Source organism: Rathayibacter festucae DSM 15932 (genome assembly GCF_004011135.1).
GTDB lineage: Bacteria > Actinomycetota > Actinomycetes > Actinomycetales > Microbacteriaceae > Rathayibacter > Rathayibacter festucae.
The window spans coordinates 3,226,007-3,238,881 of sequence record NZ_CP028137.1 but is presented as its reverse complement, the minus strand read 5'-3'; the positions used below and the strand labels follow the sequence as shown (position 1 = coordinate 3,238,881).

The window sequence follows — 12,875 nt, the reverse complement described above, 5'->3', positions numbered from 1 at the left end:
ACTGGATCGTCGGTACTGGAGCGTACGGCCGGTTGACAGCGCCGTCGCCGCAGGTAACATTACCCAGGAATTTGATCGATCAAATAACTCGGTTTGCGGGGATTTGAACGATCAAGCCCGAGCACCGCACCACCGCACACCCGTCGAGGAGGACGCATGGCACTGCCGACCGTCGAGGACGTCGCCCGCGCAGCCGGTGTCTCGCGCCAGACCGTCTCGAACGTGCTGAACAGCCCGCAGATCGTGCGCGAGAGCACGCGGGAGCGGGTGGAGAAGGCGATCGGCGACCTCAACTACCGTCCGCACGCCTCCGCCCGGCGCCTGCGCACCCGCAAGTCGGGGACGATCGGCGTCCGGATGGACCGCGTGCTCGACGGCGTCTCCGGCAGCCTCCTCGACCGCTTCCTGCACGCCGTCACCGAGCAGGCCGACGCCCGCGGCATGCGGATCCTGCTCTACACGGCGGCGAGCCCCGAGGAGGAGATCGAGCGGATCGGCAAGCTCCGCGACGGCGCTGACGTCGACGCCTTCGTGCTCACCTCGACCTTCTACGGCGACCAGCGCACGGCCTGGCTGATCGAGCAGGGCGTCCCGTTCGTCACCTTCGGCCGCCCCTGGGGGCTCGACGACCAGGGTGACCCGCAGCACCTCTGGGTCGACGTCGACGGCGCCGCGGGCGTCGCGCAGGCCACCGCGCATCTCGCCGACGAGGGCTGCTCCCGGATCGCGTTCTTCGGCTGGCCGGACGGCTCGGCCACGGGCGACGACCGCCGCAGCGGCTGGGAGCGGGTGATGGCGGAGCGCTTCGCCGGCGTGCCGCTGCTCGTCGCTGAGGCCGAGGACGACGTGCAGCGCGCGCGCTCCGCGGCCATCGCCTTCCTCGAGGCGCACTCCGAGGTCGACGGGCTCGTCTGCGTCTCCGACTCCCTCGCCCTCGGCGCCTCGATGGCGGCCGTCGCGGTCGGCCGACCGAGCCTTGCGATCGTCGGCTTCGACAACACCCCGGTCGCCGGCGCCGTCGGCCTCTCCAGCGTCGAGCAGGACCTCGGCGCGGTCGCGGCCGGCGCCCTCGAGCTCCTCCTCGGCGAGCAGGGCGACGACGTCGTCCACCGCCCCCTCGCACCGGGGGAGGCGCATCGCCTCATCACGCCGCACCTCGTCGTGCGCACCCCGCTCCACCACTCCGAGAGCTGACGCCGCACACCGGGCGCCACCTTCCCCCACGACTCCCCACGACTCCCTCCCGAAACCCATGAAAGGTCAGAACATGACGCACAGCACCAGAACGGCACGCTGGGGTGCCGCGATCCTCGCCGGCGGCCTCGCCCTCTCCCTCGGCGCCTGCTCGAGCGGCGGCGGCGGCGGAGCGGACGACTCCGCCGGGCTCACCGTGATGATCGGCTCGTCCGGCGACGCCGAGACCACCGCTGTCACCGACGCCGTGAACTCCTGGGGCGAGGCGAACGACACCGCCGTCGACGTCGTCGCGGCCAGCGACCTCACCCAGCAGCTCGGCCAGGGCTTCTCGGGCGGCAACCCGCCCGACCTCTTCTACATGAGCTGGGACCAGTTCCAGACCTACGCGAGCAACCGCTACCTCGAGCCCTACGCGCAGGACGCGGACGACGCCGACGCCTTCTACCCGGCGCTGCGCGACGCCTTCACCTACGACGACCAGTTCTACTGCGAGCCCAAGGACTTCTCGACGCTCGGCCTCGTGATCAACACCGACCTCTGGGCGGCCGCGGGCCTGACCGACGCGGACGTCCCGACCGACTGGGCCTCGCTCCAGTCCGCGGCGCAGAAGCTGACCGCGAACGGCGTGACCGGGCTCTCCTTCGGCCCCGAGTACGCCCGCATCGGCACCTTCATGAACCAGGCCGGCGGTTCGCTGCTCTCCGAGGACGGCACCACGGTCACCGCGGACACCCCCGAGAACGTCGCGGGCCTCACCGAGGTGAAGACCCTGCTGAGCGACGGCGTGCTGAAGTTCCCGGCCGACCTCGACTCCGGCTGGTCCGGCGAGGCGTTCGGCAAGGGCGCGGCCGCGATGGTGATCGAGGGCCCGTGGATCAACGGCGCGCTCGAAGCCGACTACCCGGACGTGAACTACACGGTCGCCGAGCTGCCCGCGGGCCCCGGCGGCAAGTCGACCTTCACCTTCAGCAACTGCTGGGGCATCCCGGCCGGCAGCACCACCGCCGACCAGGCGGAGTCGCTCGTCGCGTCGCTCACCTCGGACGAGCAGCAGCTCGCCTTCTCGGACGCGTTCGGCGTGATCCCCTCGACCGAGTCGGGCGCCGCGGAGTACGCGAGCAAGTATCCCGAGAACGCCGCCTTCGTCACGGGCAACGACTACGCCGTCAGCCCGGTCGCCTTCGCCGGCGCCGCCACCGTGATCACCGACTTCAACTCGGCCCTCGAGGGCCTGGCGTCGGGCGACCCGGAGGCGATCCTCGCGGACCTGCAGACCAACCTGCAGGACGCGCTCGACACCGCGAACGCGAAGTAGCGCGGGACGACGCCGATGAGCACCGCCACCGCCACCCGGAGCCGCCGCTCCGGCATCCGCGGGAACGAGGCCCGCTACGGCTGGCTGTTCACCCTCCCCGCGATCCTCGTCGTCGGCGTCTTCCTGGTCGTCCCGATCGCCCTCGCGCTCTGGGTGAGCGTCAGCAACTGGAACGGTCTCGGCTCGCCGCTGGGCCCGACCGCGGAGTTCGTCGGCACCGACAACTACCGGGCGGTGCTGCTGGACTCCGGGCTGGCGCAGAAGGACTTCGGCACGGCGATCCGCAACAACGTCTACTACGTGCTGCTCGTCGTGCCGCTGCAGACCGCGCTCGCGCTGTTCCTGGCGGTGCAGGTCAACCGCCGGGTGCTGCGCGGGCGCGGCTTCTTCCGCACCGCGTTCTACTTCCCCTCGGTGACGTCGTCGATCGCGATCACGGTGATCTTCCTGTTCCTCTTCAGCGCCTCCGGGGTCGTCAACGCGGTGCTCGGCTGGTTCGGCGCTGACGGCCCGACCTGGATGGCGGACCCGACCGGGGTGCTGCACTCGCTGCTCGGGCTCGTCGGCGTCGACGGCGCGTGGTTCGCGGGCGGCGCTCCGCTGGGGCTGACCTGGTGGGACTGGCTGTCCGGTCCGTCGGTGGCGATGTGCGTGCTGATCACCATGGCGATCTTCACCACCTCGGGCACCTTCATGCTGCTGTTCCTCGCGGCGCTGCAGAACATCGGCGCCGAGATCGACGAGGCGGCGCTGATGGACGGCGCGGGACCGCTGCGGAAGTTCTTCTCGGTGACGCTGCCGATGCTGAAGCCGACGCTGTTCACCGTGCTCACCCTGGGGCTGATCGGCACCTGGCAGGTGTTCGACCAGATCTACCTGACCGGAGGCGGGGCTCCGGGCAAGACGCTGCTCACGCCGGCGTACCTCGCCTACGAGTCGTCGTTCACGGACCTCCGCTGGGGCCAGGGCGCAGCGATCGCCTTCATCCTGTTCTTCATCATCGTCGTCCTGACGCTGCTGCAGCGCGCGATCCTCCGCGAGAAGGGCGAGCCGAGCGCCCGCCGGACCCGCCGGGCCGCCCGCGCGGACGCCGCGACGACCCTCACGACGGGAGGAGTGCGATGAGCACCCTGGTCGACTCCGCGCCGCGCACCGAGGCCGAGCCGCCGCCCCAGGCGCCGCTGCCGCACCGCCGCGTGCAGCTCGGTGCCCGCGGCCGCGCCTCGCTGATCGGCGGCTACCTGCTGCTGATCGGCCTCGCGCTGGTCTACATCTACCCGTTCCTGATCTCGGTGGCGTCGTCGTTCAAGACCGACGCCGACGCGACCTCGAACCCGCTGTCGCTGCTGCCGGCGACCTGGTCGTTCGCCTCCTACGAGCGGCTGTTCACCGACGTGCCGCTGCCGCTCTGGACGCTGAACTCGGTGATCGTGACCGTCTTCGTCACGGTCGGGCGGGTGTTCTTCGACTCGCTCGCGGGCTACGCGCTCTCGCGGCTGCGCTTCCGCGGTCGGGGGCTGCTCTTCGCGCTGTTCATCGGCGTGATGAGCGTGCCGGCGGTGGTGCTGCTGATCCCGCGGTTCCTCATCCTCAAGCAGCTCGGGCTCTACGACAGCTACGCAGGAATGATCGTGCCGCTGATCGTCGATGCGGCGGGCATCTTCATCATGAAGCAGTTCTTCGATTCGATCCCCCTGTCGATCGAGGAGGCCGCGCGGATCGACGGGGCCGGCGTCTTCCGGACCTTCCGCTCGATCGTGGTGCCGATGGCACGGCCGGCGATCGTGACGCTGTTCATCCTGTCGTTCCAGGGCTCGTGGAACGAGTTCTCGCACTTCGTCGTCTCGCGGCAGTCGCCGGAGCTGAACACGCTGACGACCGGAGTCGCCTCGCTGGTCTCGGGGCAGCTGGGCACCGGCAACCAGTACCCGCTGCAGCTCGCGGCGGCCGTGCTGATGTCGATCCCGGTCGCGGTGCTCTTCTTCGTCTTCCAGCGGCGGATCATGAACACCACGGAGGGCGCGGAGAAGGGCTGACGCCGGGGGCGCGCACGGCGCGCTGTGCTTCCGGGTCTCGATACGCCGCGTGCCGCGGCTACTCGACCAGCATGGAAGGGCGCGCGATGCGCGCTGTGCTTCCGGGTCTCGATACGCCGCTCCGCGGCTACTCGACCAGCATGAACGTCGCCGCGCCCGTCAGGGCTGATGGGGCAGCGCGCGCAGCGCGGCCTTCTTGCTGATCGAGTAGTGCGCGCAGCGCGCGTATCGAGATCCACCATGACCGGGACTGCTGGTGGAAGTGGGTCTCGATACGCCGCTGCGCGGCTACTCGACCAGCATGCAAAAGCGCGCGAGATTCCGGGAACACAGAAGGGGCGCCCCGCCGCAGCGGGACGCCCCTTCCTCCGTGCTACTTCTTCAGGAACTCGAGGACGACGCGGTTCCACTCCTCGGCGTGGCTGACGTTGACGCCGTGCGGGGCGCCGGCGACGACGTGGAGCTCGGAGCCGGGGATGGCGGCGTGCGTGCGCGCACCGGAGCCCTCGAAGGGGACGGTGCCGTCGCCGTCGCCGTGGATGACGAGCGTTGGGACGGTGACCTTCGGCAGGTCCTCGCGGAAGTCGGTGCCGGCGAACGCGGCCATGCAGGCCAGCGCGGCGTGCTTGGACGACTGCTTCGCGAGCGCGAGGGCGTCCTGGCGCTGCGCCTCGGTGACCTTGAGCTCGCCGTTCACCGAGAAGAACTCGGTCGTGAACTGCTCGTAGAACGAGTCCTCGTCCTTGGTCAGGCCGGCGGTCATCTCGGCGGCGGCCGACTTCTCGAGCGGGCCGTCCGGGTTGTCGTCGGTCTTCATCAGGTACGGCGGCACGGCCGACGCGAAGACGACGCTGTGCAGGCGCTCGGTGCCGTACTTCGAGAAGTAGCGGGCGACCTCGCCGCCGCCCATCGAGAAGCCGACGAGGGTGACGTCCTGCAGGTCGAGCTCGGTGAGCAGCGTGTGCAGGTCCTCGGTGAGGGTGTCGTAGGTGTAGCCGGTGAGCGGCTTGTCGCTGCGGCCGAAGCCGCGGCGGTCGTAGGTGATGACGCGGAAGCCGGCCGCCGCGAACGCGGGGACCTGCTCGCTCCAGGACTCGCCCGACAGGGGCCAGCCGTGGATCAGGACGACGGGGCGACCCGAGCCGCCGGTGTCGTCGACGTGGAGGTCCGTGTCCTTGAAGAGGCCGTGGTGGGCGGTGATCTCTGCCATGAGTCGTGCTCCTTCCGGCGCCGAGGATCGGCGTCATAAGTGGTTCGAAGGAGTGTGGCGCTGCGGATGGGGAGCGAGCCGTGAGGGGAGGGGCCCTTGACAGCCCCTCCCCGTACTGGTTACGAGAGCGCGTCGACCGCGGCGAGGATCGCCTCGGTCTCGGTGCGCGTCGTGTAGTCGACGTGCACATCGGCGAAGCGGACGACGCCCTCGGCGTCGAGCACCAGGACGGTCGGGAACGGGATCGCCGGGGTGTCGTCGGCGTTCGAGTCCTTCACCGCGAAGCCGAGCGCCGTGTGCGCCTCGATCGCCGCGTCGCTGGGGGCGGTGACGATGCCGAGCTCGGTGGCGAGCGCGTTGCCCGGGTCGGTGACGACGGTGAAGCCGAGCTCGCCGCCCAGCGTGGCGGAGGCGTCGGGCGTCTCCGGGCTCACGGCGACGAAGGCGACGCCGCGGCTCGCCAGCTCGGGGGCGAGGGTCGCGTCGTAGTGGCGCAGCGTGATGTTGCAGTAGGGGCACCAGGCGCCGCGGTAGAAGACGAGCACGGCCGGGCCGTCGCCGAGGAGGGAGGAGAGCGCGACGCTCTCGCCGCCCTCGGTGACCACGGTCGCGCTCGGCAGCCGCTCCCCGGCCGCGACGGCTCCGGCGGGGACGCCGTTCTCGACGAGGTCGGCCTGCTCGCTCGCGAAGACCGTTGCGAGCTCGTCGCCGATCGTCTCGTTGAAGCCGGTGGTGAAGTCGGCGGTCTGCGCGCCGATCGTCGCGGTGGTCTGCTCGGTGGGCATCGTCGTCTCCGTCCGGGCGGCCGTGGATCGGACGCTCCGGCGCGATCGTAGGGACGCGGACTCGGAGCGGACCTGGGCGACGTCACGGTTCGTCATGAAGAGCCTCCGGGCGCAGACGAAGACGCCGCCCCGGATCGCGAGATCGCGACCGGGACGGCGTCCGTGCTCCCGCGTGGGAGCGGGGAGGCGCTGCTGCGGACTACTGGAATCCGCCGCCGCGGTCCTCCGGGTCCTCGACGGGGTCGGAGTCGGGGGCGTCGAGCGCGTAGGTCACGTGAACCGACTCGCCGACCTCCTTCGCCGAGACGGACGTGTAGACGAGGTGCGTCTCCTGGCCGTCGACGGCGGCGTAGACGTCGACCGACTTCTCGTAGCCCCCCTCGGTGCTGACACGGGTCTCGGTCTGGCCGTCGAACGGCCCGCCCTGGAAGAAGGCGAGGTAGCTCTCGCCCTCGGAGAGTTCGCGGATGTCGTTGCTCATGGGACAGGTCTACCACTCGGCGTCGGGCGTCCGCCGGGCGGCCCGTGTCCGCGGCTCCCGCCGGGCGGCGAGAACGTAGGATGACGGGGATGACGATCGGACGCCGCCTCTTCCTGTCGGGAGCCGCCTCGGGCGCCGGTCTCCTGGTCCTCGCGGGCTGCACTCCGCCGCGGCCGACCCCCACGCGCTCCGTCACCGAGGCCCCGGTGCCCACGCCCAGCACCACCGCCGTGCCGACGCCGGCCGCGTTCGTCCGCTCCGGCTGGGCCGAGGACCCGTACGCGCTCGGCGCCGTCTCCTACCTCGCGGTCGGGGCGACCCCCGAGCACCGGGACGACCTGGCCGGGAACGTGCTCGACCGCCTGTTCTTCGCCGGCGAGGCCACCGACTCCCAGGAGCCGGGCACCCTGCAGGGCGCCTGGAACTCCGGAGTCCGCGCGGCCGGCGAGATCGCCGCGATCGCCGAGGAGGGCGAGCGGATCGCGATCATCGGCGCCGGTCTCGCAGGGGCCGTCGCCGCCCGCCGCCTGCTCGACGCCGGCTACGACGTCGCGCTCGTCGAGGCGCGCGACCGCGTCGGCGGCCGCATCGCCACCAGCACCCCCGACGGCTGGCCGATCGCCGTCGACAGCGGCGCCTGGGCACTCGTCGGCGCCGGCCCCGCCCTGCGGGAGAGCGTCCTCGACGCCGGGATCACCACCTCCGCCGTCGACCTCGCGACGGTCCTCTCCAGCACCGAGGACGGCGACCGGCCCGACGTCGGCGACACCGCCGCGAAGGCGCTCACCCGCGCGCTCGAGTGGGCGGCGGAGCAGCCCACCGACCTCCCGCTCGCCGACGCCTTCGCCGAATCCGGCGCTCCCGACCCGGCGACCGTCGAGCCCGGCAGCGGGGACGGCGACGCCGCTCGCCTCGCCGCGTTCCTCGCGGGCGGCCCGGTGCTGCGCACGGGCGCCGCACCCGCCGAGCTCTCCGCCTGGTACGGGCTGGGCGACGCCTCGGCCGCCAGCACCGCGGAGGACGTCGCCGACTCCTCCGACGAGGCCGCCGCGGTCCTCACCGACGGCCTGGCGCCCCTCGTCGAGACGCTGCTGACCGACGTCGAGATCTCGCTGCGCGCGGCCGTCAGCGGCATCGGCTACAGCGACACCGGCGCGAGCATCCGGCTCGCGACGGGGGAGTCGTTCACCGCCGACCGCGTCCTCGTCACGGTGCCGATCGGGGTGCTGCAGAGCGACGCGATCGCGTTCGATCCGCCGCTGCCGTTCGCGCACCGCACCGCGATCGCGGCGATCGGCTCCGGGGTCGTCGAGACGCTCTGGCTCCGCTTCGACGAGCCGTTCTGGGACACCGATCCGGCCCTGCCCGCGCGCTGGTCGCTGGTCGGCTCGGCGGCCGGGATCACGGAGTGGCTGAACCTCGAGCCGACCACCGGCGAGGCGGTGCTCGTCGGGCTCGTCGGCGCCGATCAGGCCCTGTCGCTGCAGTCGCTCAGCGACGACGAGCTGCTCGTGGTCGCGCAGTCGGCGCTCACGCCGTTCGCCGTCGCTGCCGGCTGAGCCGCTCCCGCAGCCGGGCGAGCGGGCCCCGCCACTCCGTCGCGCGCGCCGCACCGAGCGGCCGGACCCGGCTGAGCGCGAGCATGAAGGCCGCGATGCCGGAGATCAGGCCGAGCACGATCACGTCGTAGACGACGAACATCACCGGGCCGTCGACCTGCGCGGGATCGAGGAAGAAGTAGGGGTACCAGCCGATCAGCGCGCCGCGCACCAGCGTGATCACGCCCCAGACGATCGGGAAGCCGAGCACGGTGAGGGTGCCGCGCCAGGCGACGGGGCGGCGGCCGGGGGCGAGGAGCCAGTCGAGCAGCGCGAGCGTCGGGATGACGAAGTGCAGCAGCGCGCTCGACCACGGCACGTCGACGCGGACGCCGCGGTTGTTCGCCTCCACCGCGATCAGCCCGAAGACGATGCCGGAGACGACCATGTAGGTCAGGACCAGCGCGCGGAGGGTGCTGAGCCAGCGCGGCTCGCGCTCGCGGGCGAGGGCGACGATCCCGGAGAGGCCGAGGACGACGACGCCGGCCATGTTCGACTGCGTGGTGAAGTACGCGAAGAAGTTGTCGATCTGGAACAGCCGGAAGCCGAGGGTGTAGAGGAAGTCGCCGACGAGCCCGACGGCCCCCAGCCCCGCGAGCGCGAGACGGAGGATCGCGAACGCCTTCCGCACACCCGCTCCGATCCGTCGCCTCGACCAGCCCGGAGGGCCGGACGTCCGGACGATTCTACGGTCGCGGCGCTCCGAGCTCCCCGGGCGGGGGCCGTGCGGGGGGCGTCCGGGACCGCCGGAGCGAGGTGCGCACGGGATACCGTGCACTATGCCGTTCACGCCGAGCCACGCCGTCGTCGCTCTGGCGTTCACGAACAGCCGCATCCCCGCCGCGGCGGTCGCGATCGGCGCGATGGCCCCGGACATCGGCCTCTACCTGCCCCTGCGCTGGGCGCGGGACGCGACGCACTCGATGCTCGGCATCGTGACGGTCGACCTCGCGGTCGGCGCCGTCGGCCTCGTGCTCTGGCTGGTGCTGCTCCAGCCCGCCTGGCGCGATCTCGCACCGTGGATCGTCCGGGTGCGCCTGCGGCCGCCGCCGGCACCGCCGAGCACCGCGCGGGCGAGGACGACGGCGATCGTCCTGGCGATGGTCGGGATCGTGATCGGCGCGGCGTCGCACGTGCTCTGGGACGCCTTCACCCACGACGGCGGTCCGTTCGTCGCGGCCCTGCCGTTCCTCCGCGAGGAGCTCGGGCCGTTCGCGGGCTACAAGTGGGCGCAGTACGCGAGCGGGGTGCTCGGGCTGGTGGGCCTCGGGATCGGCGCCCTCGTCTGGTACGTCGCCCGCCGGCCGCATCACGTCGCCGTCGACCACCGCGGCCCGGCGCGGGTCGCGGCGTGGACGGCCGTCCTCGCCGCCGCGGTCGTCCCGGCCGGCGTGGTGCTCTCGGGCTCGGGGCTCGACCCGTTCGAGGAGGCGTACCGCTCCTACGTCGTCGACGCGGCCGTCCTCGTGGTGGTCTGGACGACCGCCGCCCTGCTCGCGGTGGCCGTGCTCTGGCACCTCGCGCTCGGCGTCGCACCACGACAGGGGGCTGACGCGGATCCGTCGTGAGGAGGATGCGCGGGTGCATAGCCCGCCGATAGCGTCGATGACGGCCCGTTGGGGCGGGCCGCCTTCGGGGGAAGGCACAAGGGGAAATCGAGGGCCCGCGGCGAGTCGCCGCGGGCCCTCTACCTGTCTGCGCATGCGGCTTTGTACGATCGCGCCGCTTCAACGGCACATGCTGGTCGAGTAGCCCCGCCAGGGGCGTATCGAGACCCACCGTTGCCGGCGGGGTGGTTCTGCGGACTCATGTCCTGGCGCTGGTGGATCTCGATACGCCCGCTGCGCGGGCTACTCGATCAGCATGGAGGGCGCGTGCTGTGCGGGCTGCACGATGAGCATGAGGGGGCGCCGAAGGCTCCGTCTCGCGGCCGCGCCCGGCACATGCTGGTCGAGTAGCCCCGCCAGGGGCGTATCGAGACCCACCGTCCTCAGGAGGGTGGGTCTGCAGACTTGTCTTCTGGCGCTGGTGGATCTCGATACGCCCGCTGCGCGGGCCACTCGATCAGCATGAGGCGGGAGCGGCGGCCGACGGACCGGCCGCGAGCCGTTGCTCGCGTCCACCCCGGCGTCGCCGGCGGGCGCCGGGCTAGCGGCGCTTGCCGCCGCCCTTGCCGGCGGGCTTCTTCGGGCGGGTGGCCGCGGCGGTGCGCGAGCCGCTGCGCGGAGCGCCCTCGCCGGCCGCGCCCTTGGGCAGGACGGAGGCGGGCGGGATGGGTCGGCGGGTGACGGGGCGCACGGGCTCACCGCGGCGGGACTGGCCGGGGATCGGGCGCGAGCGGCGGCCGTAGATCAGCTCGGAGGAGTCGAGCAGCCACGGCACGAGCGCGACGGTGACGCCGTGCACGAGCAGCAGCTTCTGGCGGATCCGGCGCGACTTGTGGTTGTGGAGGAAGCCCTCCCACCAGTGCCCGACGATGTACTGCGGCATGTAGACGGTGATGATCTCGGAGCCGTGCTCGAGGCGGTGCGCCTTGATGTACTTGATCAGCGGGTACGAGATGTCGCGGTACGGCGAGGCGATGCAGCGCAGCGGGACCTCGATGTCCATCCGCGCCCAGTCGGCCTTGAGCTGCGCGGTCTGCGCGTCGTCGATCGACGAGTGCACCGCCTCCAGCGACTCGTGCCGCGCGGCGATGGCGTAGTCGAGCGCCTTGAGCGTCGGCTTGTTCATCCGGCCGACGAGGACGACGGCGTGGTCGCCGTTGGCGCCGAAGGTCGTGGTCGGGTCGACCTCGATCTCCTTCTCCACGTCGCGGTAGTAGCGGTAGACGCCCGCCATCAGCACGCCGAGGATCGGCATCACCAGGTAGACGAGCCAGGCGCCGTGGGTGAACTTCGTGATCGTGACGACCACGAGCACGGCGAAGGTGAGCGTGGCGCCGAAGAGGTTGATCGCGAGGCTCGTCTTGACGGTGCGCGAGCCCTCGCCGTTCTTGATCATCCGGATCCAGTGCTTCACCATGCCGGACTGCCCGAGGGTGAAGGAGACGAAGACGCCGATGATGTAGAGCTGCACGAGGCTGGTCAGCGAGGCCTGGTAGACGAGCAGGATGATCGCCGCGACGAGCGCCAGGATGATGACGCCGTTGGAGTAGATGAGGCGGTCGCCGCGGGTGTTCAGCGACTTGGGCGCGTAGCCGTCGCGGGCGAGGACCGAGCCCAGAAGCGGGAAGCCGTTGAACGCCGTGTTGGCCGCGAGCAGCAGGACGGCGGCGGTCGCGGCCTGGATCACGAAGAAGAGGATCGTGTTGTTGCCGAAGGTGGCGGCGGCGACCTGCGCGATCACGGAGCGCTGCGGCGTCGTCGCGCAGTCGGTGAAGCCGACGAGGTGGCACGCGTTCTCGGCGTAGTGCACGTTCGCGAGCAGGGCGAGAGCGGTCAGCCCGACGAAGAGGACGATCGCGATCGTGCCCATCGCGACGAGGGTGCGCTGCGCGTTCTTGACCTTGGGGACGCGGAAGGCGGGCACGCCGTTCGAGATCGCCTCGACGCCGGTGAGCGCGGCGCAGCCGCTGGCGAAGGAGCGCAGCAGCAGCAGGACGATCGCGGCCTGGGTGAGCTGCTCGCCCTGCACCGTGTAGCCGGCCGACTCCGCGATCGGGGCGTCGCCGAAGGCCGCGCGGCCGAGGCCGACGACGACCATCACGAAGACGCTCGCGACGAAGAGGTAGGTGGGGACGGCGAAGGCCTTGCTCGACTCCGAGACGCCGCGGAGGTTCACGGCGGCCAGGAGGATCACGAAGAGGATCGCGAGCTCGACCCGGAGCGGGGCCAGCGCCGGGATCGCGGAGATGATGTTGTCGACGCCGGAGGCGACCGAGACCGCGACGGTGAGCACGTAGTCGACCAGGAGGGCCGCGGCGACCGTCAGCCCGGCCGTCTCGCCGAGGTTGGTGCGGGCGACCTCGTAGTCGCCGCCGCCCGAGGGGTAGGCCTTGATCAGCTGGCGGTAGCTGAGGACGACGACGACCAGCAGCACCACGACGCAGCCGGCGACCCAGGGCGCGAAGGTGAGGAAGGAGAGGCCGCCGAGCAGCAGGATCATCAGCAGCTCCTGCGGCGCGTAGGCCACGGAGGAGAGCGGGTCGCTCGCGAAGATCGGGAGGGCGAGCCGCTTCTGCAAGAGCTGGCCCTCGAGCTTGTCGCTGGAGAGCGGTTCGCCGATGAAGAAGTGCTTCGCGGTGCGGAGCT

The 12,875-nt window shown here is 71.6% G+C and carries 11 protein-coding genes; 6 read left to right on the top strand and 5 right to left on the bottom strand.

Features of this window, described 5'->3' with window-relative positions:
* Positions 1 to 156 precede the first annotated feature (156 nt).
* From C1I64_RS14795 to C1I64_RS14780, 4 genes are all read left to right on the top strand, one after another.
* Positions 157 to 1,194 carry a LacI family DNA-binding transcriptional regulator gene (locus tag C1I64_RS14795; RefSeq protein ID WP_127887728.1) on the top strand — a complete coding sequence of 346 codons (1,038 nt, stop codon included), beginning with the start codon at positions 157 to 159 and terminating at the stop codon, positions 1,192 to 1,194.
* Positions 1,195 to 1,267: 73 nt separating this feature from the next.
* Positions 1,268 to 2,512 carry a sugar ABC transporter substrate-binding protein gene (locus tag C1I64_RS14790; RefSeq protein ID WP_127887727.1) on the top strand — a complete coding sequence of 415 codons (1,245 nt, stop codon included), beginning with the start codon at positions 1,268 to 1,270 and terminating at the stop codon, positions 2,510 to 2,512.
* A 15-nt stretch (positions 2,513 to 2,527) separates the two neighbouring features.
* Positions 2,528 to 3,637: a carbohydrate ABC transporter permease gene (locus C1I64_RS14785; protein WP_127887726.1), complete on the top strand. Its 1,110-nt coding sequence runs from the start codon at positions 2,528 to 2,530 to the stop codon at positions 3,635 to 3,637.
* Complete coding sequence (locus tag C1I64_RS14780; protein WP_123448075.1) at positions 3,634 to 4,548, top strand: carbohydrate ABC transporter permease; 915 nt, start codon at positions 3,634 to 3,636, stop codon at positions 4,546 to 4,548. Before C1I64_RS14785 ends, C1I64_RS14780 begins: the two co-directional genes overlap by 4 nt.
* A gap of 373 nt (positions 4,549 to 4,921) precedes the next feature.
* Here the strand turns inward: C1I64_RS14780 and C1I64_RS14775 are convergent, their stop codons facing one another.
* The 3 genes from C1I64_RS14775 to C1I64_RS14765 form a co-directional block, all read right to left on the bottom strand.
* Positions 4,922 to 5,758, bottom strand: a complete 837-nt coding sequence (locus C1I64_RS14775) for an alpha/beta fold hydrolase (RefSeq protein ID WP_123448076.1) — start codon at positions 5,756 to 5,758, stop codon at positions 4,922 to 4,924.
* Between the two features lie 119 nt (positions 5,759 to 5,877).
* The gene (locus C1I64_RS14770) at positions 5,878 to 6,543 is read right to left on the bottom strand and encodes a peroxiredoxin-like family protein (RefSeq protein WP_127887725.1); all 666 of its coding nucleotides are present in this window, start codon (positions 6,541 to 6,543) and stop codon (positions 5,878 to 5,880) included.
* Between the two features lie 199 nt (positions 6,544 to 6,742).
* Positions 6,743 to 7,024 (bottom strand): oligoribonuclease, encoded by a 282-nt coding sequence (locus C1I64_RS14765; RefSeq protein ID WP_123448078.1) that lies wholly within the window; start codon positions 7,022 to 7,024, stop codon positions 6,743 to 6,745.
* Positions 7,025 to 7,113: 89 nt separating this feature from the next.
* Between C1I64_RS14765 and C1I64_RS14760 the strand changes: the two genes are divergently transcribed.
* A complete protein-coding gene (locus tag C1I64_RS14760; RefSeq protein ID WP_127887724.1) occupies positions 7,114 to 8,583 on the top strand; it encodes an NAD(P)/FAD-dependent oxidoreductase in 1,470 nt (489 codons plus the stop codon).
* Here the strand turns inward: C1I64_RS14760 and C1I64_RS14755 are convergent.
* Complete coding sequence (locus C1I64_RS14755; RefSeq protein ID WP_123706324.1) at positions 8,555 to 9,253, bottom strand: Pr6Pr family membrane protein; 699 nt, start codon at positions 9,251 to 9,253, stop codon at positions 8,555 to 8,557. The two genes, C1I64_RS14760 and C1I64_RS14755, sit on opposite strands and share 29 nt — an antisense overlap.
* Before the next feature lie 148 nt (positions 9,254 to 9,401).
* Here C1I64_RS14755 and C1I64_RS14750 point away from each other — a divergent pair, with 148 nt between their 5' ends.
* Positions 9,402 to 10,190: a DUF4184 family protein gene (locus C1I64_RS14750; protein ID WP_127887723.1), complete on the top strand. Its 789-nt coding sequence runs from the start codon at positions 9,402 to 9,404 to the stop codon at positions 10,188 to 10,190.
* A 580-nt stretch (positions 10,191 to 10,770) separates the two neighbouring features.
* Here C1I64_RS14750 and C1I64_RS14745 read toward each other — a convergent pair.
* Positions 10,771 to 12,849, bottom strand: coding sequence for an APC family permease (locus C1I64_RS14745; RefSeq protein ID WP_243588079.1), 2,079 nt, complete (start codon positions 12,847 to 12,849; stop codon positions 10,771 to 10,773).
* Positions 12,850 to 12,875: the final 26 nt, after the last annotated feature.